The following is a 20,239-nucleotide window of genomic DNA, read 5'->3' on the forward strand; positions in this document are numbered from 1 at the left end:
TCCCCCGCCCGCCTCCCCCAAGGTGGGATCATCGCCACGTCGGACTACCTTCGGCCGTTCCTCGTGCCGGGGTGGCGCACTGGCGGGGCATGGGGAGAGCGGGAGCGATATGGGACGGGTCACCGAACGCCGGCGGGTGCTGCGGGTGCGGGAGGGCGGGGTGGGGCACCGGGCGGACACGCTGGTGGCCGAGGAGCCGCTGGAGATCCGGCTGAACGGCAAACCGCTGGCCATCACCATGCGCACCCCCGGCGACGACTTCGCGCTGGCCGTCGGCTTCCTGGTGAGCGAGGGCGTGGTCTACGACGCGTCGGACGTCGCCAGCGTCGTGTACTGCGCCGGGGCGGCGGTGGACGGTTCGAACTCCTACAACGTGGTGGACGTGCGGCTGGCGCCCGGGGTCGAGGTGCCGGACATCTCACTGGAGCGGAACGTCTACACCACGTCGTCCTGCGGGCTGTGCGGGAAGGCATCGCTGGACGCGGTCCGCACCAGCGCGCGCCAGCCGATCGCCGACACTCCCCCGGTGCGGGTGACCACGCGGGTGCTGTCGATGCTGCCCGACCGGTTGCGGGAGGCCCAGGAGGTCTTCGAGCGGACCGGCGGGCTGCACGCGGCGGCGCTGTTCACCCCGGAGGGTGAGCTGCTGGACGTCCGCGAGGACGTCGGACGGCACAACGCGGTCGACAAGCTGGTGGGCCGGGCCCTTCAACGCGGCGGGCTGCCGCTGTCGCGGGCCGTGCTCATGGTGTCGGGGCGGGCGTCGTTCGAGCTGGCGCAGAAGGCGGTGATGGCCTCGATCCCGGTGCTGGCGGCCGTGTCGGCGCCGTCGTCGCTGGCGGTGGACCTCGCGGCGGAGTCCGGGCTGACGCTGATCGGCTTCCTGCGGGGTCCGTCGATGAACGTGTACGCCGGTGAGGAACGTGTCATGCTGCCCGCCTGACGACCTTCGGGGGGTGGCCGTGTTCGTCGCGGCTGTGGTGTTGACGGTGATGCTGCTGGTGGAGACCGTGCCGTCCGCGCTGGCCGGGCTGACCCGGGCGGACCTGGGCGTGCGGCGGCTGGACGTGCTGACGCGGCTGGGGCTGGTGGACGGCCGGCGGCTGTGGGTGGTGTCGCTGCTGGGAGTGCTGCACACGCTGGCTGCGGTCGCGGTGGTGGCGGGCCTGTGGCGGCCGGCCTGGGGAGCGGCCGGCGCGGCGGTGGAGGCGCTGTCCTTCTGCTGGGTGCTGACCCGGCAGGCCGCGCTGCGCCAGCACCGGCGGGACCTGACCATCTACACGGTCTTCCTCGGCCTGGCACTCGCCGTCCTGGCCGTCGACGTCAGCCGCTGAGGACGCGCCTCGCATTCGGGGTCAGCCGGTGACCGCGAACCGCCCGGTCGACCCCCGGGCGGACCCCCTCACGCGTTCAGCGGTGCCGTCGGGCCGGCGCCCACCGGTGCCGGCTGCCCGTCGGCCGTGGCCTGCGCCGCCGCCTGGTGGGACCAGCGCTTGGCGATGACGGCGCAGACCATCAGCTGCATCTGGTGGAACAGCATCAGCGGCAGGATCATCAGACCGGCCTGGCCGCCGAACAGGACGCTGGCCATCGGGAGCCCGTTGGCCAGGCTCTTCTTCGAACCGCAGAAGACGATCGCGACGCGGTCCTGGCGGCCGAAGCCCATCCGCCGCGCGGCGATCGACGTCACCGTCAGCAGGACGGCCAGCAGCACCGCCTCCACGCCGAGCAGCGCCAGCAGCCGCACGGCCGTCACCTGGTGCCAGATGCCGCGGACCATGCCCTCGCTGAACGCGGTGTAGACGACCAGCAGGATCGAGCCGCGGTCGACCAGGCCGAGGACCTTCTTGTGCCGGGTGACGAACGCGCCGATCCACCGCTGGAGCAGCTGCCCGGCGACGAAGGGCAGCAGCAGTTGCCGGCAGATGTCCAGCAGGCCGCCGGCCGAGAAGCCACCGGAGGAGTGCAGCAGGGCGCCGGCCAGCAGCGGGGTGAGGACCATGCCGATCAGGCTGGAGTACGTGCCGGCGCAGATGGCGGCGGAGACGTTGCCCTTGGCGATGGAGGTGAAGGCGATCGAGGACTGGATGGTGGACGGCAGGACGCACAGGTAGAGCAGCCCGGTGTACAGCTGCGGGGTCAGCACCCAGGGCACCAGGCCGCGGGCGGCCAGGCCCAGCAGCGGGAAGAGCAGGAAGGTGCTGAGCACGACCGTCAGGTGCAGCCGCCAGTGCGCCAGCCCCTTGACCGCCTCGCGGGTGGACAGCCGGGCGCCGTAGAGGAAGAACAGCAGGCCGATCGCGATCGAGGAGGCCGCGCCGACGCCGGTGGCGGCCGGGCCCCGGGCGGGCAGCAGCGCGGCGAGCCCGACGGTGGAGACCAGCACCAGAATGTAGGGGTCGACGGGCAGCCAGGAGGGCATCGCGATGCGGCGCATGACATCTCTTCGTCGGTCGGACGGGTGGACGGGTGTTCCCAGGGTGCCCGGGGCGGCGGTCATCGCGAAAGACGCTCACCGCACTGACTGTCATCGTGTCCCGTGATGACCGGCTAGCCTGGCGGCATGTTCGAGCCGACGCAGTTGCGGACGTTCCTGACGGTGGCCGAGACGCTGAGCTTCACCGGGGCCGGGCAGCGGCTGGGACTGGGGCAGTCCACGGTGAGCCAGCACGTGCGGCGGCTGGAGGAGGCCGCCGGGCGCCAGCTGTTCACCCGCGACACCCACAGCGTGGTGCTGACCGAGGACGGCGAGGCGATGCTCGGGTTCGCCCGCACGATCCAGCTGGCCAACGAGCGGGCGACCGCGTACTTCACCGGCAGCGGGCTGCGCGGACGGCTGCGGTTCGGGGCGTCGGAGGACTTCGTGCAGACCCGGCTGCCGGAGATCCTGGAGGGTTTCCGGCGCGACCACCCCGAGGTGGACCTGGAACTCACCGTGGAGCTGTCCGGCACCCTGCACCGGCAGCTGGCGGACGGCCGGCTGGACCTGGTGCTGGGCAAGCGCGGCCGCGGCGAGACGCACGGGCGCCTGGTGTGGCGGGACCGGTTGGTGTGGATCGCCGGGGAACGGCTGCGGATCGACCCGGGCCGCCCGATCCCGCTGATCCTCTACCCGCCGCCGAGCATCACCCGCGCGCGGGCGCTCGACGTGCTGGAGGGCGCCGGCATCGGCTGCCGGATCGCCTGCACCTCCGGCAGCCTGAGCGGGGTGCGGGCCGCCGCGCTGGCCGGCCTGGGCGTGGTGCCGCACGCGCACGGGCTGATCCCGCCCGGGCTGCGTCAACTGCCGCCGCGCGCTTACGGGTTGCCGGAACTGGGCGACGTCGACTTCGTGCTGCTGCGGGCGCGCCAGGGCCGGATGCGCCCGGAGGCACGCGATCCGGCCGGCGCGCTGGCCTCGGCGGTGCTGGCGGCCGGGGGGTGGCTGCACCAGCCGATGTGAGGCCGGCGGGTGGCTGCGGCGGCGACCCTCCTCATGGGCGGCCAACCTCACCGGCGGCCCTCCTCTCCGGCGCCCCTCCTCTCGGGTGCCCGTCCTCATCGGCGGCCGGCCTCACCGGCGCTGGACCTCACCGGCGCTTGACCTCTCCGGCGACCGACCTCACCGGTGCCAGGACTCACCGATGCCGGACCTCGCCGGTGCCGGACCTCACCGGTGCCGGACCTCACCGGCAGCCGACCTCACCGGTGCCAGGACTCACCGGTGCCGGACCTCACCGGTGACTGTCGCGCCCGAACGATCCTCCCCGGCGGGCGGTCGTGCCCGTCCCGCGTCAGCGGTGCGCGTCGTACGTCAGCTGTTTGACCTGGCGCAGGATCGGGGCCGTTTCGACGTGCTGGACGCCGTCGAGGACGCCGACGCGTTCGCTCAGGTAGCGGTACAGGTCGTGGGTGGAGCGGAAGATGGTGACCGCCATCAGGTTGCACTGGCCGGTGACGGCGGCGGCGAAGGCGACCTCGCGGTGGCCGGCCAGCGCGTTGCCGACGGCGGACAGCGCGGCGGGGGCGACGGTGAGCCACAGCAGCGTGTGCAGTTCGTAGCCGAAGGCGCCGGGTTCGAACTGGACGTCGAGGTAGAGCACGCCGGTGCGTCGCAGCCGGTCCAGCCGGCGCCGGACGGCGGAGCCGGACTGGTGGATCACCGCCTGGAGTTCGGCGACGGTGGCGCGGCCGTCGCCGGCCAGCGCGGCCAGCAGGGCCTTGTCCTCGGTGTCGAGGGCGACCGGGTCGTCGCCGGCCTCGACGGGCGGCGGCGCGAGGGCGGCGGCCTGGGCCGGGTCGAGCCGGTCGGCCTTGGAGTACCAGCCGAGCGGGCCACCGTAGAAGGCGTGCAGTTTCAGGTGGGCGCTGACCGACACCACGCGCGGGGTGCGCTGGAGTTTGCCGAACAGCAGCGCGTCGCGGGCGCGTTCGTCGCGGGCGTGCATGGTGCAGATGACCTCGGTGCCGCCGGAGGCCAGGCCGATCCAGGAGGTGTCGGGGCGGCGGGCGAGGGCGGCGGCCAGCGGTTCTGCGGCGTCGGGGGTGCAGGTGAGCCGGACGATCCACTGGGTCTGGCCGATGCGTTCGTCGTCGGCGATGCCGAGCACCCGCAGCCCGCCGGTGGTCAGCAGCTTGCGGTAGCGGCGGGCGATCGTCTGGTCGGAGACGCCCAGCACCTCCGCGATGCGGCTGAACGACGCCCGGCCGTCGATCTGGAGCGCCTGGACGAGCTGGTGGTCGAGATCGTCGATGGCGGGGGATTCCATCGCGCACCGCCCTGTGGGTGTCGGATTCCGCCGACCTGCCCCTGTCGGCTGGAGTCGATCGGCCTTGTCGGGTCATCGTATGAGAGATCCAACCCGCCTCCAGTCAGGCACAAGCGAAAGACGAGGGACTTGCGATGCGCAAGTGGGGACCGCTGGTAGCGGTCTGCTTGGGGACGTTCATGTTGTTGCTGGACGTCACGATTGTCACGGTGGCGCTGCCCGCCATGGCGGGGGCGCTGAACGCCTCGCTGTCGGACCTGCAATGGGTCATCGACATCTACGCGCTGGCGCTCGCCGCGCTGCTGATGGGCGCGGGGTCGGCCGCCGACACGGTGGGCCGCCGCAAGGTGTACGTGGTCGGCACGGTGCTGTTCGCGCTGGCGTCGCTGGCCTGCGGGCTGAGCACCGGCTCCGGGATGCTGGTGGCGATGCGCTGCGTGCAGGGCGTCGGCGGCGCGGCGATGTTCGCCACGACGCTGTCGCTGCTGGGCTCGCACTACCAGGGCCGCGACCGCGGGGTGGCGTTCGGCGTGTGGGGCTCGGTCTCCGGCGCGGCGGCGGCGCTCGGCCCGGTGCTGGGCGGCCTGCTGACCCAGGACCTGGACTGGCGGTGGATCTTCTTCGTCAACCTGCCGGTGAGCGTGGTCGCGGTGGTGATGACGCTCAGGTACGTCAGGGAGTCGCGCGGCGCGGCCGGGCAGCGGCTGGACGTGTGGGGCACGCTGAGCTGGACGGTGTTCGCCGGGGCGGTCACCTACGCGGTGATCCGGGCGAACGCGGTCGGCTGGGGGTCCTCGCGCACCCTGGTGATGTTCGTGGTCGCGGTGCTGGCACTGGTGGCGTTCCTGCTGGTGGAGCGCAAGGTGGCGCATCCGATGCTGGACCCGCGGCTGTTTCGGGGTTCCTCCTTCGTCGCGGTGATGCTGGCGGCGTTCGCGCTGAACGCGGCGGCCTTCGGCGTGCTGCCGTACACCTCGATCTGGCTCCAGACGGTACTGGGCTTCAGCCCGCTCAAGGGCGGTCTGGTGATGGTGCCGCTGGCGGCGGCCGCGTTCGTGGTGGCCGCGCTGAGCGGGCGGCTGCTGCACGGAGCGCCGGCCCGGTACACCGTCGGCGGCGGCCTGGTGCTGATCGGCGCCGGGGAGCTGGCGATGACGGTGCTGAAGGGGTCGTCGGGCTGGACGGCGCTGCTGGCGGGCCTGATCGTCGCCGGTGTCGGCGTGGGCCTGGTCAACCCGGCGCTGTCGCAGGCGGCGCTGGCGTCGGTGCCGCCGTACCGGGCGGGCATGGCGGGCGGTTCGGTCAACACCTTCCGCCAGCTGGGGTACGCGCTGGGCGTGGCGCTGTTCGGCACGCTGGCGGCGGACCGGATGGCGCGGTCGCTGACCGGTCACGCGCCCGACCCGCACGGCACCGCGCAGGCGCTGGCCGGCGGTGGCGCGCAGGGAATCCTGGCGCACGTGCCGCAGTCCGCACGGGCGGCGACCGGGTTGGCGATGCGTACCGCCTTCACCTCCGGTCTGGACGCGGCGGCGCTGTGGGCCGGCGTGGTGGGCATCGTCGCCGGTGTGCTGGCGCTGTGGCTGGTGCGTCCGCAGGAACACCAGGCGCCGCCGGCCGGTCCGGCGGCGGACGGTACGCCGGCGGTCCCGGACAGGGCGGGCTCGGCGGTCTGACGCACGCGGGCGCGGGACGGCCTGACGCACGCGGGCGCGGGACGGCGGGCGACAGCCCGGCGTCCCGCGGTCGGCGTGCGACGCGGTGGCACACCGTGACGTGCGGCGGTGTACGGCGACCTGCGGCCGCGGGCGATGACACGCGGCGGCCCCCGGCGGCACGCGTCGGCACGCGGGCCCGAACGGGCATCGGTGCGGTGCGGGGGCGGGACGGCGGGCGGTCGGCCACCGGCCACCGGTGATCATTTCGGCCAATCCGGCGCCCGCTCCCGGCCGGTGCCCGCCGGTGTGCGGTTTGGTCCGGACCAGCCCGCCGACCTGCGACGTTACCGCTATTACCGGCTGTAACGCGGCGGTGAGCGCACCGGGGGGATTCGGTGCAGATCGACTTGCGCGGACCGCCCGGCGGCCGCGGCGGGGGCTGCGCGGATCGGGTGAAACGCTGTCACACGCGGCGAATCCACCTGCCAAACGCCGGAATTGACAGTTTTGCCGCCCCTCTCCCCCTGGAGTGGCGGGATCGGGTACTTTACGGGCCCGCCCGGCGCTCACCGCAGCGGCCTTCCCCCCGGGTTGTGCCGCGACGTGCCGGGCACAGCACCACCGTCGAGCGTGCCGTGCGGAGCGCGCTGCCGAGGGAGCCCGAATTGCGCGAGATCACCGTCCCGCCCATGGCGACGGCACCCCAGGTCGGCGGACTGGCCGACAGCGTCTTCACCACCGCGGAGGAAGTGCCGCACAAGGTGGTCTTCGGCCGCAAGGGGCCGGACGGGGAGTGGCAGGACGTCACCGCGGCGCAGTTCCGCGACGAGGTGGTGGGCGCCGCCAAGGGGCTGCTGGCCGAGGGGGTGCGCTTCGGCGACCGGGTGGGCATCATGGCCAGGACCCGGTACGAGTGGACGCTGCTGGACTTCGCGCTGTGGACCATCGGCGCGCAGCCGGTGCCGGTCTACCCGACGTCCTCCTCCGACCAGGTGCGGTGGATGCTGCACGACGCGCAGGCGGTGGCGTGCGTGGTGGAGCACGAGGATCACGCGATGACGGTCGGCTCGGTCGTCGACCAGCTCCCGCTGCTGACCCGGCTGTGGCAGCTGGACGACGGGGCGGTGCCGGCGCTGGTCGCGGCCGGCGCGCACCTGGACGACGAGGTCATCGAGCGGCACCGGCTGGCCGTCACCCCGGACGCGGTGGCCACCGTCGTCTACACCTCCGGGACCACCGGCCGCCCCAAGGGCTGCATGCTGACGCACGCCAACTTCATGGCCGAGGCGGACAACATCGTCGCCAAGTGGGAACCGGTCTTCCACTCCAAGCCGGGCGACGAGGCCTCCACCCTGCTGTTCCTGCCGCTGGCCCACGTCTTCGGCCGGATGGTCGAGGTGGCGTGCGTGCGCGGCCGGGTGCGCGTCGGCCACCAGCCGAGCCTGAAGGCCAGCGAGCTGATGCCGGACCTGACGACGTTCCGGCCGAGCTTCGCGCTGGCGGTGCCGTACGTGTTCGAGAAGATCTTCCACGCCGCGCGCCGCAAGGCGGAGGCGGGCGGGAAGCTGGCGCCGTTCGACAAGGCGGTGGAGATCGCGGTGCGGTACGCCGAGGCGGTCGAACGGCGGGCGTTCGGCACCGGACCGGGACCGGGACCGTCGTTGCGGATGCAGCACCAGCTGTACGACAAGCTGGTGTACGCCAAGGTGCGGGACGCGCTCGGCGGGCGGATGCGGCACGGGATGTCGGGCGGTTCGGCGATGGAGCGGCGGCTCGGGCTGTTCTTCGCCGGTGCCGGGGTGACCATCTTCGAGGGCTACGGGCTGACCGAGTCCACCGCGGCGGCCACCGCCAACCCGCCGGAGCAGACACGCTTCGGCACGGTGGGCCGGCCGGTGCCGGGAACCACCGTGCACATCGCGGACGACGGTGAGGTGTGGCTGCGCGGCGGGCAGGTCTTCAGCGGCTACCTCAACAACGAGAAGGCCAGCGAGCAGGTGCTGCACGAGGGCTGGCTGGCCACCGGGGACCTGGGGTCGCTGGACGACGACGGTTATCTGACGATCACCGGGCGCAAGAAGGAAATCCTGGTCACCAAGAGCGGCAAGTCCGTCTCCCCGGTGCCGCTGGAGGACCGGGTGCGCGCCCATCCGCTGGTCGCGCAGTGCGTCGTGCTGGGCAACGACCGGCCGTTCGTCGCCGCGCTGGTCACCTTGGACCCGGAGGCGATCACGCACTGGCTGGCGATGCGCGGCAAGCAGTCACTGTCCCCGCGCGAGCTGGTGCGCGATCCGGACCTGGAGGCGGAGATCCGCCGGGCGGTGGTGGCCGCCAACACCCTGGTCTCGCAGGCCGAGTCGATCCGCGCGTTCCGGGTGCTGTCCACCCATTTCACCGAGGAACGGGGCCTGCTGACCCCCTCGCTGAAGCTCAAACGGCGGGCTATCGAGCAGGAGTTCGCCCAGGAGGTCGAGGCGCTCTACCATGCCTGAAACGTGCGAGCCCCCCGCGGGTGGGGAGACCGGGCCGCCGTGTGCTGTCGAACGTCGTTCACCCCGATGCCGTTGACACAAAAGGAAGCCACTGCCCGTGAGCACGGTCCCCTTCATCACCCTCAACAACGGCGTCACGATGCCCCAGCTCGGCTTCGGCGTCGGACGGGTGCCGGCCGACGAGGCCGCCGGCGCGGTGGGCACCGCGCTGGAGGCGGGCTACCGCCGCATCGACACCGCCGCGATCTACGGCAACGAGGAGGGCACCGGCACGGCTCTGGCCAACGCCGGCGTGCCGCGTGACGAGTTATTCGTCACCACCAAGCTGCGCAACGGCGCCCAGGGGTACGACAGCACCCTGCGGGCCTTCGACGAGTCGCTGGCCAGGCTCGGCCTGGAGCAGGTCGACCTGTACCTCATCCACTGGCCGCTGCCGGCCCGGGACTCCTACCTCGACACCTGGCGGGCGTTCGAGCGCATCCACCGCGACGGCCGCGCCCGGGCCATCGGCGTGTCGAACTTCCAGCCCGCGCACCTGTGCCGGTTGATCAACGAGGCGGGTGTGGTGCCGGCCGTCAACCAGGTCGAACTGCACCCGCAGCTCCAGCAGGGCGAGCTGCGCGCGTTCCACACCGACCACGGCATCGCCACCGAGGCGTGGTCGCCGCTGGGCCAGGGCAAGGGGCTGCTGGACGAGCCGGTGCTCGCCTCGGTCGGTGCCAAGCACGGCGTGACACCGGCGCAGGCGGTGCTGCGCTGGCACCTTCAGCTGGGCAACCTGGTGATCCCCAAGTCGGTGACGCCGTCCCGCATCGTGGAGAACTTCGAGGTGTTCGGCTTCGAGCTGGACATCGACGACCTGGCCGCGATCGCCGGTCTCGAACAGGGCAAGCGGCTGGGCCCCGACCCGGACTTCTTCGACGTCGGCTGAACCCCGGCGCCGGTCCGGTCCGCGGGCGCGACGGGTTCGCGCCGCGGGAGCCGGGGTGGGCGGTGCCGGCCGGGTTCGGGTCGCGGGAGCCGGGGTGGGCGGTGCGGGTCCGTACCTGGGCGGTGCGGGTCCGTACCCGGCGCCGATCCGAACCTTGGCCCCGATCCGAACCCTGGCGCTGATCCGCGCCCCGGCGGCGGTCCGGTCCGGACCACGGGCGCGGGTGCGGCCGGAGGCTTCGGAGCCGGTCCGCCGCCGGCCGTCCGCGTCATCCTCACCGGGTGTCGCGGGCGGCCGGCGGCGCGTCGCGGGCCACGCCGTCAGCTCTTGACGGCCGCGACCTTCTTGCCGCCGTCCGCGTCGAAGACCGACCGGCTGCCCAGCGGCGCCTTCAGCTCGACGGTCACCTTGGTGACCTTGACGAACTGCGGGCACATCTGGCCGGCGCTGTGGTGGTCGGTCACCTCCAGCGACAGCGTGACGCTGGCGCTGGACTCGTGCGCGACGAGCTTGGCCTTCTTACAGCCGCCGGTGTCGGTGCTCACCTGGAGCTGCTTGCCGTCCGCCGCGACCCGGACGGACCTGCCGACCGGCTGGAGCTTGATCATGGCACCGGACCCGCCGCCCTTCGGGGCGGGCGTCGTCGGGTTGATGCTGGCGGGCGCGGCACCCGGCTTCTGCGTGACGGTCTGGCTGCCACAGCCGGTGAGCACGAGGGAGGCGGCCATGACGGCGCCCGCGGCGAGGGGAAGAAGTCGTCCGTTCATGGCAGTGAGACGTAGCCGCCCCCGATCGGGTTCCGTCCGCACCGCCCGCGGCTCGCCGCCCCGCGGTTTCCCCCGGCCCGGGTACGGGTGGACCGCCGTGCGAGCTGCGGCTTTCCCCTGGGCCGGCGTCCGGTCCGCCGATCCGCGGCTTCCCCGGCCCGGGGTACGGGCGGATCGGCGCCCGAGCTGCGGTTTTCCCTGAAGCTGTCCATCATGCGACACGCGGTTCCCGCTGGGTGAGACTTCGGCCTACCGTGGCGGTCGGCGTTACTTTCTCTGGCGAGGGGACTTCGGCCATGCCCGCGTACACCCATGGACACCACGAGTCGGTGCTGCGCTCGCACCGCTGGCGCACGGCGGAGAACTCGGCCGGCCATCTGCTCGGGCACCTGCGCCCCGGGCAGCGGCTGCTGGACGTCGGGTGCGGGCCGGGGACGATCACCGCGGACCTGGCGGAACGGGTCGGGCCCACCGGTTCGGTGGTCGCCGGCGACACCTCCGAGGAGGTGTTGCGGGCCGCCGAGCGGGTCTGCGCGGAGCGCGGGCTGACCAACGTGGCGTTCCGGGTGCTGGACACGCACGCACTGGACCTGCCCGACGACTCCTTCGACGTCGTCCACGCCCACCAGGTGCTCCAGCACGTGCACGACCCGGTGCTGGCGCTGCGGGAGATGCGGCGGGTGTGCGTGCCGGGCGGGGTCGTCGCGGTGCGCGACGCGGACTACCGCGGCTTCACCTGGTACCCCCAGCTGCCGGAACTCGACGCGTGGCTGGACCTGTACCAGGTGTGCGCCCGGGCCAACGGCGGCGAGCCGGACGCCGGGCGGCGGCTGCTGTCGTGGGCGCGGGCGGCCGGGTTCACCGAGGTGACGCCGGGCGCGAGCACCTGGTGCCACGCGGACGAGGCGGACCGGGCGTACTGGGGCGGCATGTGGGCGGACCGGGTGCTGGAGTCCGCGCTGGCCGAGCAGGCGGTACGCGACGGCCACGCCACCGCGCAGGAGCTCCAGCGGCTGTCCGACGGCTGGCGGCGCTGGGCGGCCGACCCGGACGGCTGGCTGGTCGTGCTGCACGGCGAGATCCTCTGCGTGGCCTGACCGCTCCCCCGCCGCGCGGCCGAACCGCACCGCCGGGCGCCCCCGCACCGCCGGGCCGCCCCACTCCGCGGGCCACCGCACCGCTCACTCCACCCCACCGCTCACCCCGCCGCGCGGCCCACCCCGCACCGCCGGACACCCCGCACCGCCGGGGCTGGTCACCGCGCCACTCACTCCGCCGCGCCCTCGGTCACCCGCTCCGGGCGGCCGGGGGCGTCGCCGGTCGCGGTGGTCCACTCCCGCAGCAGGGCGTGGACCGCCTCGGCGCCGGTCAACCCACCGGAGGGGACGGGCAGTTCGCGCGGGTGCAGGATGAAGGGTTCGGACTGCGGGCCGCCCATGCCGCCGTGCGAGCCGACCTGCTCCTCGAACGCGTGCACCGCGCCGGTGTCCGGGTCGCAGGCGGAGTTGACCATGATGTCGGCGGCGTGCGGGAACCCGTCGGCGCGCAGTACGGCCGCGGCGGCGCCGGGGCCGAAGGGGGCGAGCGGGTCGGCGCCGGTGACGCGGCCGGTGGCGAGTTCGTGCTCGGCGCCGTCCGCGCCCAGCACCAGGGGGCCGCGTTCGGCGTCGTGGACCAGGGCGAAGGCGATGCCGGGGTGATCGGCCAGTGCCCGCAGCAGCCCCGGGGCGCGCTCCTCGACGGCCCGGCGGTCCGCGCGGCCGGGCAGCCCGGGGAACGAGATGAGGCCGAGGTTGCCGGAGCCGAGGACCACCGGCTCGCCGCCCCGCCCGGCGCGGCGCGGGTGGCGTTCCGGGCGGCGCAGCGCGGCGCGGGCGGCGGCCCGTGACTCGCGTTCCTCGGTGACCGGGCCGGCGGGCGGTTCGGCGGCCAGACCGCACCGGGCGCGGACCAGGTCGCGCAGGGTGGTGCCGTACCGGGCGGCGAACGGCTCGCCGGGTGACTGGCCGTGGTCGGAGAGCACCACGAAGCGGTAGGGGCGCGGCGCGTGCCGGGCGGCGCCGGCGATCAGCAGCAGGGCGCGGTCGATGCGGCGCAGTACCTGGTCGGTGTCGTGGCCGCGCGGACCGCTGTGGTGGGCGACCTCGTCGTAGGCGACCAGGTCGGCGTAGACCAGCGGCCGGCCGGCGAGGATGTCGCCGATGACGGAGGCGACGACGACGTCGCGTTCGACGACGGTGGCGAAGGCGCGCAGCACCGGGTAGAGGCCGCCGCGGCCGATCCGCGGGGTGGCGCGGCGCAGCCGGGCGCGCAGGGACTGGGTGATCTCGCGGGCGACTTCGGCGGTGAAGCCGACGACGGTGCGGGTCAGGTGGGCGGGGTCGGCGAAGTAGGCGAAGTACCCGGCGCGGTCGCGGCGGCCGTGGTCGCGGTGGACGGCGACGGACAGCACGAGGGCGAGCTGGTCGGCGCCGCCGGTGAACAGGTTGCCGCGGCTGGCGGCGTCGCCGGCCAGCAGGCCGGGGCGGCCGGTGCGGCGGGTGGCGCGGCGTTCGAGTTCGGCGGCGCACGAGGGCCGGTTGCAGACCATGGTCTGGCCGGTGTCCTTCTCGTACCAGCGGAAGGCGGGCACGTCGTGGTTGGTGCCGTGCAGGATGCCGAGCTGGCTGGCGCCGGTCTGGCTGCTCCAGTCGGTGTGCCAGCGGCTGAGGGTGTGGGTGGTGGCGGCCCAGCCGGTGAGGGTGGGCATCAGCGGCGGGCGCAGGACGCCGTTGCGGGCCGGGCGTACCCGCAGGGCGTCGCGCAGCACGTCGTGGCCGACGCCGTCGAGCTGGATGACGACGGTGCCCGGTCCGGCGCCGGCCGGGGCGTTCCCCAGTCCGCGTCCGGGTCCCCGGCCGGCCAGCCGGGCCAGCCGGTGGCGGTAGGCGTCGTCGTCGTGCAGGGCGAGCCAGGCGCTGGTGGCGGAGGTGGTGCCCGACATGACGGCGGCGACCACGACGGCGGTCTGCGGTGCGACGGCGACGCCGGCGGACGGGACGAGGCCGATGGCGACGAGCAGCAGCGCGCCGTTGAGGGCGAAGGTCAGCAGCCCCAGGACGTAGGCGGGCACCAGCAGCAGGGCGCGCACCAGCAGCGGCCACACCACGGCGTTGAGCAGGCCGAAGGCGCCGGCCGCGGCGGCGGCGGCCAGGGCGACGGCGGGCGGGCTGTCGCCGCGGGCGGAGCGCAGGGTGAGGTCGGGCAGCGCGGCGGCGAGTACTGCGAGGGTGGCGCTGCCGACCGCCCACACCGCCAGGACCCGCAGCAACGCCCGTCCGGCCTGCCGTCGGTGAAGCGCCACCGGTGCCACCTTCCGCTGTTCGTCCGCCTGTCGTACCGGTCCTGCCCGGTAGCGAGGTCCCGCATGGGGGTCTGGCGGGGCGGATCGCGGAAAGGATGCTCCTGACGACGGTCGCCGGTCACGGGCCGCGCGAACCGCGCGGTTCGGATGACGGTACGGATGACGGGTCACGGGCGACGGGAGTGGGTGCCGGTGGAGATCACATGGTGGGGTCATGCCACGGCGACGGTCTACGACGCGGGGACGCGGGTGCTGACCGATCCGCTGTTCACCCGGCGGCTGGCCCATCTGCGCCGGCGGGCGGGGGCGTTGCCGCCGCCGGCGGCCGCGGTGGCGGACCTCGTGGTGGTGTCGCACCTGCACGCCGACCACCTGCACCTGCCGTCGCTGGCGCGGCTGCCGGCCGGGACGCCGGTGCTGGTGCCGCGCGGCGCGACGGCGGCCGTGCCGGGGCTGCGGCGGCTGGCGGCGGACGTGCTGGAGGTCGCTCCGGGCGACGAGGTGAAGGCGGGGGCGCTGCTGGTGCGGGTGGTGGAGGCCGCGCACGACGGGCGGCGGCTGCCGTTCGGGCCGCAGCGCGCACGGGCGCTGGGGTTCGTGCTGCACGGTGAGGCGGTGACGTACTTCGCCGGCGACACGGGGCTGTTCCCGGGGATGGCGGACCAGGTCGGCGCGTGCGACGTGGCGTTGCTGCCGGTCGGCGGCTGGGGGCCGTTCCTGGGGCCGGGGCATCTGGACGCCGGGCGGGCGGCGCGGGCGCTGGTGGATCTGGCGCCGCGGCTGGCGCTGCCGGTGCACTGGGGCACGTACTGGCCGGTGGGGATGAACGCGGTGCGGCCGCACGAGTTCCACGCGCCGGGCGGGGAGTTCGCCCGGCAGGCGGCGCGCCGGGCGCCGGGGGTGGCGGTGCGGGTGCCGGGGCACGGCGAGACGGTGTGCTGGGAGCCGCGGCGGTGAGCGGGGTGCCGGCGGTGGAGCTGGCCGGGTCGCTGATGTCCGGGGCGACGCCGGGCGGCGGGGCGGTGGGGTACTGGTCGCTGTTCGCGCTGGTGGTGCTCGGGTCGCTGGTGCCGGTGGTGCCGACCGGGGCGCTGGTCAGCGGTGCGGCGGTGGTGGCGTTCCGCAGCGCCGGTCCGGTGCAGCCGGTGCTGGTGTTCGGCACGGCGGCGGTGGCGGCGCTGGTGGGCGACGTGGCGCTGTACTGGCTGGGGCGGCGCGGATCGCACACCGAGGGCGGGTCGCGGTGGCTGCGGCGGTTGCGGGAGCGGGCCCGGCCGGAGCATCTGGAGGCGGCACGGCAGCGGTTGGAGCGGCACGGTGTGGTGGTGCTGGTGCTGTCGCGGCTGGTGCCGGCCGGGCGGATACCGGTGATGGTGGCGTGCCTGCTGGCGGGGATGCCGCTGCGGACGTTCACCCGGGCCGACGTGGCGGCGGTGCTGGCGTGGGCGGCGGCGTACGAGGCGATCGGGGTGCTGGGCGGTTCGCTGTTCGCCCGGCCGTGGGAGGGCGTGGCGCTGGTGGTGGGGGTGACGCTGCTGATCAGCGCGGTGCCGCCGGGCTGGCGGTGGGTACGCCGCGGGGCGCACGGCGGTTGACGGCCGTACGCCCCGCGGGTGGTGCGGTGCCCGGTGTCAGGCGGTGTTGCCGCGGCGGCGGCGGGTGGTGAGGGCGATGGCGCCGCCGACCGCGACGACGACGACCGCGCCGGTGCCGATCGCGGTGACCGGGAAGGACGTCCCGGTCTCGGCGAGCTGCTCGGTGGCGGCGCCGTCGGCGACCGGGGCGTTGCCGGTGCTGCGGTCACCGGCCTCCGGGTCGCCGACCTGGTGGATGCGGCTGACGGAGGCGACGGAACCGTCGGCCTTCAGCAGCACCTGCTCGTCGTTGGGGTGCCGGAAGTCGAACATGCCGTCCAGCGAGCCGGCCCGCTGGTCGAAGGAGCCCGAACCGATGCGGCCGGTGCGCCAGTTGTCCTCGATGAACTTGGTGATCGACGCCTGCTCGGTGGGCCGGTGGTCGATGCTGTCGGTCCTGCTGTAGGGCGAGACGACCAGCAGCGGCTGGCGGGTGCCGGGGCCGCAGCGGTCGTCGAAGCCGCCGAGGGCGGCCGGTCCCGACTGGCAGGCCGGGCTGTCGGCGGCCTTGCCGTCGGAGCCGGTGGTGGTGTCCTTCGAGCCGTTGCGGACCGGGCTCATGACCTGGTCGTACCAGCCGTCGGAGTCGTCGTAGGCGATGACGACCGCGGTGTCCTGCCACTGGCGGGACTTCTGCAGCTCGTTGATCTCCTTGACGACGAAGTGCTGCTCGTCGGTCGGGTCGGAGTACCCGGCGTGGCCGTCCTGGTACTCGGCGGCCTTCAGGAAGCTGACGGCGGGCAGCTTGCCGTCCTTGACGACCGTGTCGAAGGCCGACAGGTCGTACTGGTGGTTGGCCTGGCCGTTGTGGCCGATCTCGGCGGTGTTCCTCGGCGCCAGGTGGTGCGGGTTGGACGTCGACTTGTAGTACTGGAACGGGTCGTGGTGCGGGCTGTAGTCCTCCGACGCGGCGCCGCCGATGTTGGTGTGGGTGTCACCGGCGCACGCGGCGTGGTCGGCGGACTTGCCGTCCCACGCGGTGCTCGGCGCGAAACCGCCCTGGAACCAGCCCCACGTGACGCCCTTGGCGTTGAGCAGGTCGCCGACGTTGCGGCCCTTCATCACCGCCAGCGCGTCCGTCGAGGTGTGGTCGCTGTCGGCGCAGTCGTCGTAGGCCGGGTCCGGGTCGTTGGCCACGGTTCCGACGCCGTTGGCGTCCGGTGACACGACCGTGTACGGGTCCGGGGTGGCGGTCTGCCGGGGGTTCTCGGTGCCGCTGGCGGGGTCGACCGAGTAGACGCCGTGGGTGTCGCCGGAGACGAGGTTGAGCGCGCCCGGGGTGGAGGGGCCGTAGTTGGAGCTGAAGGAGTGGTCGTTGAGCGCGTAGTGCTGCGCGTAGTTCCACATCGCGGTGACGGTGTTGCCGTCGTAGTAGTCCATCGACAGGCCCGGCTCGCCGTACAGGTTCCCGGAGCACTTGCTGGTCTCGGTGTTCTGCACGAACTGGTCGGCCTTGCCGCCGTCATAGGCGTACTGCTCGGGGCCGTAGGAGTGGTTCTGGTCGCAGGTCAGCGCCTGCGACGGGGACAGCCGCTGGGGGGCGTAGAGGTTGGGGTTGTTCTTCAGCAGGCCCGCGCTGAGGAGGTTGTCGGCCTTGGGGGTGCTGCGGGCGGCGGTGAAGCGGGTGCCGTCGGTGTTCGCCGCCCGGGGGTAGGTGCCGAAGTAGTGGTCGAACGAGACGTTCTCGTCGTAGATGACCACCAGGTGCTTGATGGGGGTGGTGGTGCCGCTCCCCCGGTGTGCGGCGGGCGCGGCGGTCGCCGGCGCCGCGCCGGCGGCAGCGGCCAGCGCGACCGCGCCGACCAGCGAGCCCCAACGAGTCGTCCGGCGTCGGATTCCCGACGTCTTCCCAGTGCCGACCATCTGCCATGCCCTCCATCTACCGCTGTGAAACCGGTCTTTTCCAGCGGTGATGCTGCTGCCCGGCCGCGCCGCGGCGGCCGATGCCGGGCGAATACGGGGTGAACAGTTCCCGTCGACCGGGTGTCGCGGCCGGCCCGGCGATCGCCCCCTGCGGCGGATCGCCGTCAGGCGTGGGCCAACAGGCCGCGCCCCAGCCAGTCCTGACGGTTCGTCACGCCGGGCAGGGCGTAGAAGTAGCCGCCGCCGAACGGGGAGACGTAGTCGACGAGGGGTTCGCCGGCCAGCCGTTTCTGGTTGGCGACGAACTGCCGGTCCAGGTCCTGCTGGAAGCAGGTGAAGATCAGCCCCATGTCGAGGTTGCCGTTGGAGTCCGTGCCGTTGTCGTAGTTGTAGCCGCGCCGCAGGATGCGCTGGTCGGCGGTGGCGGTGGTGCGCGGGTTGGCGAGCCGGATGTGGCTGTCGAGCGGGATGACGTCGCCCTTGGGGTCCAGCGGGTAGCGCGGCGCGTCGCTCTCGCGGTCGCCGTCCAGCGGGGCGCCGTTGTCGCGGCGCCGGCCGATCATGCGTTCCTGCTCGACGATGGAGACCCGGTCCCAGAACTCCACCCGCATCCGGATCAGCCGGATGACCTGGTAGCTGCCGCCGGTGGCCCACGCCGGTTCGCCGGAGTTGTCGGCCACCCACACCAGGCCGTCCATCGTGCGGGCGTCGGAGGCGTCCGGGTTGGCGGTGCCGTCCTTGAAGCCCAGGTGGTTGCGCGGGGCGCCGGAGGGACGCGGGGCAGCCAGGTAGCCGTCCATCCGCCAGCGCACCTGGAGCGCGCCACGGGTGTGCCGGGTGATGTCGCGCAGGGCGTGCAGCACGGTGTCGGGCGCGTCGGCGCACAGTTGCAGGCTGAGGTCGCCGTGGCACCGGGCGGGGTCCAGGTCGTCGTCGGGGAAGGAGTCCATCGCCCGCAGCCGGCGCGGCCGGGCGCCGGACAGCCCGAAGCGGTCGTCGAACAGCGAGGAGCCGACGCCCACGGTGACCGACAGCGCGTCGGCCGGCACGGTCGGGCCCAGGGTGCCGGAGTCGGAGGGCGGCGCGGTGATGCCGAGGGGGGCCGGATCGCCGCCGGCGGTCAGGAACCGGGCCCGGTCGGTCACCGTCCGCAGCAGGTCCGCCAGCCCGGCCCGGTCGTTCGCGGTGACGTCGAACGCCACGGTGGCGTGCGCCTTCGGCGCCGGCGTGACGATGCCGGCCTGGTGCGCGCCCTCGAACGGCACGGTCCGCGGCGGCGCGTCGGCGGCCCGCGCCTGCCCCGGGCGCAGGGCGGCGGTGGTGGCGGCGGCCGTGCCGATCCCGGCGGCCGCCGCGCCGCGCAGGAACCAGCGGCGTCCCATCCGGTCGCTCACGAGGTCCTCCTGATGTCGAAGATCGCGGCGATGTCGGCGAGCCGCTCCACGGCGTCGTCGGCCGCGGCGTCCAGTTGTTCGCGCCGGGTGCGCGACAGGTCGTCCAGCGGGGGGTAGTGGCCGCCGTGGCCGACGCCGTCCAGGGTGCCGCTCAGCCGGGCCAGCGAGGCGTCCAGTTGCGGCAGTGCGCGATAGCGGGCGGCGATCTGCGCGCGCAGGCCGGACAGCACCTCGCGGGTGCCGGCCAGGTTGGCGGCGGCGGTGGCCAGGTTGGAGTGGCTGCCGTAGTCGGTGCGGCCGGTCAGCTCGAACTGGACGGTGTTCTCCAGGATCTCGTGCGCCCGCAGCCCCATCTGCAACGGGTCCATCCGCGCCTGCGGCCACGACCTGCGCAACGCGCCGATGTCGGCGGTGAGCCGGGCGGCGAACGGCTTGAGGGCGGCGGCGCTCGCACCGTGCCACAGGCCGTACTCGATGCGGTGGAAGCCGGTGAAGTCCTTGTCGGTCACCCCGCCGTCCAGTCCCGCGGTCGTGCCGTTGATCTCGCCGTCGGCCGCGCCGAACGTGTCGTAGGCGGCGCCCATCGTCTCGTAGACCAGGTGGGCGGTGAGCCAGTCGCGCCGCGCGGCGGCCAGGTCACCGCGGTCGATGTCGCCCTTGAGGACGCCGGCCCGGGCGGCCAGCACGGTCATCCGGCCGCCGATCCACTTCTGGTAGGCGATCGTGGCCGGGATGACGTCCTGCTCGCTGACCGCCGGGGCCGACGGGCCGGCCGGGGCGTGGCCGGGCACGGTGACCGTGCCGCCGGTCATGGCGTCGGCGTCGTCCGGCAGGCACTTGAAGGCGTAGCTGCCGCCGCCGACGGTGACCTGCATCGGCCGGGTGGTGCCCGGGCCCAGCCCCTCGACCTCCCCGTAGACCGCCTGGGTGCGCGGGTCGATCAGGTCGACCTCGGTGGGGGCGTCGGAGGCGTTGTGGATGTCGAAGACCTGCACGCCGGAACGCGGGTGGCTCCAGCCGGTGCCGCACCGCCCCAGCGACACCTGCACGGTGGTGTGCGGCAGGCCGTCGGCGTCGTCCGCGGCGGGGGCGGCCCGGTGCGCGGCGCATCCGGCGAGCGCGGCGCCGGACAGCGCCAGCGCGAGCACACCGGCCACCACGGGCCGGCCGGCGACACGGTCGCGGAACATACGCGGGCGGATCACATGCGACTCCCACAACGGACAGCGGAAACGGGCGGGACACGACGCGGACGGGCGGCCCGCGGGAACGGGTGCCCGAGCGGTGGCGGGCGGCCGCGCCGGGCGGTCAACGCACGGCGACGGCGGCCAGCTTAGGCTTGCCTGACCACGATCACCACCGCCGGGGGCCCCGCGGAACCCGGAATTCCACCGGAGTTCACCGGCGGG

At 74.1% G+C, this 20,239-nt stretch carries 16 protein-coding genes; 9 read left to right on the plus strand and 7 right to left on the minus strand.

What is annotated here, in order from left to right:
* Positions 1-109 precede the first annotated feature (109 nt).
* Positions 110-943 carry a formate dehydrogenase accessory sulfurtransferase FdhD gene (gene fdhD, locus POF43_RS31610; protein WP_282704889.1) on the plus strand — a complete coding sequence of 278 codons (834 nt, stop codon included), beginning with the start codon at positions 110-112 and terminating at the stop codon, positions 941-943.
* 13 nt (positions 944-956) lie between these two features.
* On the plus strand, positions 957-1,334 hold the full coding sequence (locus tag POF43_RS31615; protein ID WP_271323286.1) for a hypothetical protein: 378 nt from the start codon (positions 957-959) through the stop codon (positions 1,332-1,334).
* 68 nt (positions 1,335-1,402) lie between these two features.
* On the opposite strand, the gene POF43_RS31620 is transcribed toward POF43_RS31615, so the two are convergent.
* Complete coding sequence (locus POF43_RS31620) at positions 1,403-2,437, minus strand: bile acid:sodium symporter family protein (protein WP_271323285.1); 1,035 nt, start codon at positions 2,435-2,437, stop codon at positions 1,403-1,405.
* Between the two features lie 126 nt (positions 2,438-2,563).
* Between POF43_RS31620 and POF43_RS31625 the strand changes: the two genes are divergently transcribed.
* Positions 2,564-3,442, plus strand: a complete 879-nt coding sequence (locus POF43_RS31625; protein ID WP_271323284.1) for a LysR family transcriptional regulator — start codon at positions 2,564-2,566, stop codon at positions 3,440-3,442.
* A 331-nt stretch (positions 3,443-3,773) separates the two neighbouring features.
* Here POF43_RS31625 and POF43_RS31630 read toward each other — a convergent pair whose 3' ends face one another.
* Positions 3,774-4,748: an Lrp/AsnC family transcriptional regulator gene (locus tag POF43_RS31630; RefSeq protein WP_271315529.1), complete on the minus strand. Its 975-nt coding sequence runs from the start codon at positions 4,746-4,748 to the stop codon at positions 3,774-3,776.
* Positions 4,749-4,882: 134 nt separating this feature from the next.
* Between POF43_RS31630 and POF43_RS31635 the strand changes: the two genes are divergently transcribed.
* From POF43_RS31635 to POF43_RS31645, 3 genes are all read left to right on the plus strand, one after another.
* On the plus strand, positions 4,883-6,424 hold the full coding sequence (locus tag POF43_RS31635; RefSeq protein WP_271323283.1) for an MFS transporter: 1,542 nt from the start codon (positions 4,883-4,885) through the stop codon (positions 6,422-6,424).
* 647 nt (positions 6,425-7,071) lie between these two features.
* Complete coding sequence (locus POF43_RS31640; RefSeq protein ID WP_271315527.1) at positions 7,072-8,898, plus strand: AMP-dependent synthetase/ligase; 1,827 nt, start codon at positions 7,072-7,074, stop codon at positions 8,896-8,898.
* Positions 8,899-8,995: 97 nt separating this feature from the next.
* Positions 8,996-9,829, plus strand: coding sequence for an aldo/keto reductase (locus POF43_RS31645; protein WP_271315526.1), 834 nt, complete (start codon positions 8,996-8,998; stop codon positions 9,827-9,829).
* Positions 9,830-10,149: 320 nt separating this feature from the next.
* Here the strand turns inward: POF43_RS31645 and POF43_RS31650 are convergent, their stop codons facing one another.
* Positions 10,150-10,596 carry a hypothetical protein gene (locus POF43_RS31650; protein WP_271323282.1) on the minus strand — a complete coding sequence of 149 codons (447 nt, stop codon included), beginning with the start codon at positions 10,594-10,596 and terminating at the stop codon, positions 10,150-10,152.
* Between the two features lie 296 nt (positions 10,597-10,892).
* Here POF43_RS31650 and POF43_RS31655 point away from each other — a divergent pair, with 296 nt between their 5' ends.
* Positions 10,893-11,693 carry a methyltransferase domain-containing protein gene (locus tag POF43_RS31655; RefSeq protein ID WP_271315450.1) on the plus strand — a complete coding sequence of 267 codons (801 nt, stop codon included), beginning with the start codon at positions 10,893-10,895 and terminating at the stop codon, positions 11,691-11,693.
* 170 nt (positions 11,694-11,863) lie between these two features.
* Here the strand turns inward: POF43_RS31655 and POF43_RS31660 are convergent, their stop codons facing one another.
* A complete protein-coding gene (locus POF43_RS31660; RefSeq protein WP_271323281.1) occupies positions 11,864-13,939 on the minus strand; it encodes a phage holin family protein in 2,076 nt (691 codons plus the stop codon).
* Between the two features lie 186 nt (positions 13,940-14,125).
* Between POF43_RS31660 and POF43_RS31665 the strand changes: the two genes are divergently transcribed.
* Both POF43_RS31665 and POF43_RS31670 read left to right on the plus strand, forming a co-directional pair.
* On the plus strand, positions 14,126-14,896 hold the full coding sequence (locus POF43_RS31665) for an MBL fold metallo-hydrolase (RefSeq protein ID WP_271315454.1): 771 nt from the start codon (positions 14,126-14,128) through the stop codon (positions 14,894-14,896).
* A 35-nt stretch (positions 14,897-14,931) separates the two neighbouring features.
* A complete protein-coding gene (locus POF43_RS31670) occupies positions 14,932-15,534 on the plus strand; it encodes a DedA family protein (protein WP_271315455.1) in 603 nt (200 codons plus the stop codon).
* Between the two features lie 36 nt (positions 15,535-15,570).
* Here POF43_RS31670 and POF43_RS31675 read toward each other — a convergent pair whose 3' ends face one another.
* The 3 genes from POF43_RS31675 to POF43_RS31685 form a co-directional block, all read right to left on the minus strand.
* Positions 15,571-17,436, minus strand: a complete 1,866-nt coding sequence (locus POF43_RS31675) for a phospholipase C (RefSeq protein WP_271324998.1) — start codon at positions 17,434-17,436, stop codon at positions 15,571-15,573.
* A 164-nt stretch (positions 17,437-17,600) separates the two neighbouring features.
* Entirely contained in the window at positions 17,601-18,818 is a 1,218-nt protein-coding gene (gene efeB, locus POF43_RS31680) for an iron uptake transporter deferrochelatase/peroxidase subunit (protein ID WP_271325000.1), read from the minus strand.
* Between the two features lie 8 nt (positions 18,819-18,826).
* Positions 18,827-20,020, minus strand: a complete 1,194-nt coding sequence (locus tag POF43_RS31685) for an EfeM/EfeO family lipoprotein (RefSeq protein ID WP_282704890.1) — start codon at positions 20,018-20,020, stop codon at positions 18,827-18,829.
* Positions 20,021-20,239: the final 219 nt, after the last annotated feature.

It is taken from the genome of Streptantibioticus silvisoli, assembly GCF_027947535.2.
Taxonomy (GTDB): domain Bacteria; phylum Actinomycetota; class Actinomycetes; order Streptomycetales; family Streptomycetaceae; genus Streptantibioticus_C; species Streptantibioticus_C silvisoli.

Coding starts and splice junctions, on each gene's coding strand:
- efeB (WP_271325000.1), bottom strand. CDS start 18,818: ATGGGACGCCGCTGGTTCCTGCGCGGCGCGGCGGCCGCCGGGATCGGC.
- POF43_RS31675 (WP_271324998.1), bottom strand. CDS start 17,436: ATGGTCGGCACTGGGAAGACGTCGGGAATCCGACGCCGGACGACTCGT.
- POF43_RS31650 (WP_271323282.1), bottom strand. CDS start 10,596: ATGAACGGACGACTTCTTCCCCTCGCCGCGGGCGCCGTCATGGCCGCC.
- POF43_RS31625 (WP_271323284.1), top strand. CDS start 2,564: ATGTTCGAGCCGACGCAGTTGCGGACGTTCCTGACGGTGGCCGAGACG.
- POF43_RS31670 (WP_271315455.1), top strand. CDS start 14,932: ATGTCCGGGGCGACGCCGGGCGGCGGGGCGGTGGGGTACTGGTCGCTG.
- POF43_RS31620 (WP_271323285.1), bottom strand. CDS start 2,437: ATGCGCCGCATCGCGATGCCCTCCTGGCTGCCCGTCGACCCCTACATT.
- POF43_RS31635 (WP_271323283.1), top strand. CDS start 4,883: ATGCGCAAGTGGGGACCGCTGGTAGCGGTCTGCTTGGGGACGTTCATG.
- POF43_RS31655 (WP_271315450.1), top strand. CDS start 10,893: ATGCCCGCGTACACCCATGGACACCACGAGTCGGTGCTGCGCTCGCAC.
- fdhD (WP_282704889.1), top strand. CDS start 110: ATGGGACGGGTCACCGAACGCCGGCGGGTGCTGCGGGTGCGGGAGGGC.
- POF43_RS31630 (WP_271315529.1), bottom strand. CDS start 4,748: ATGGAATCCCCCGCCATCGACGATCTCGACCACCAGCTCGTCCAGGCG.
- POF43_RS31685 (WP_282704890.1), bottom strand. CDS start 20,020: ATGTTCCGCGACCGTGTCGCCGGCCGGCCCGTGGTGGCCGGTGTGCTC.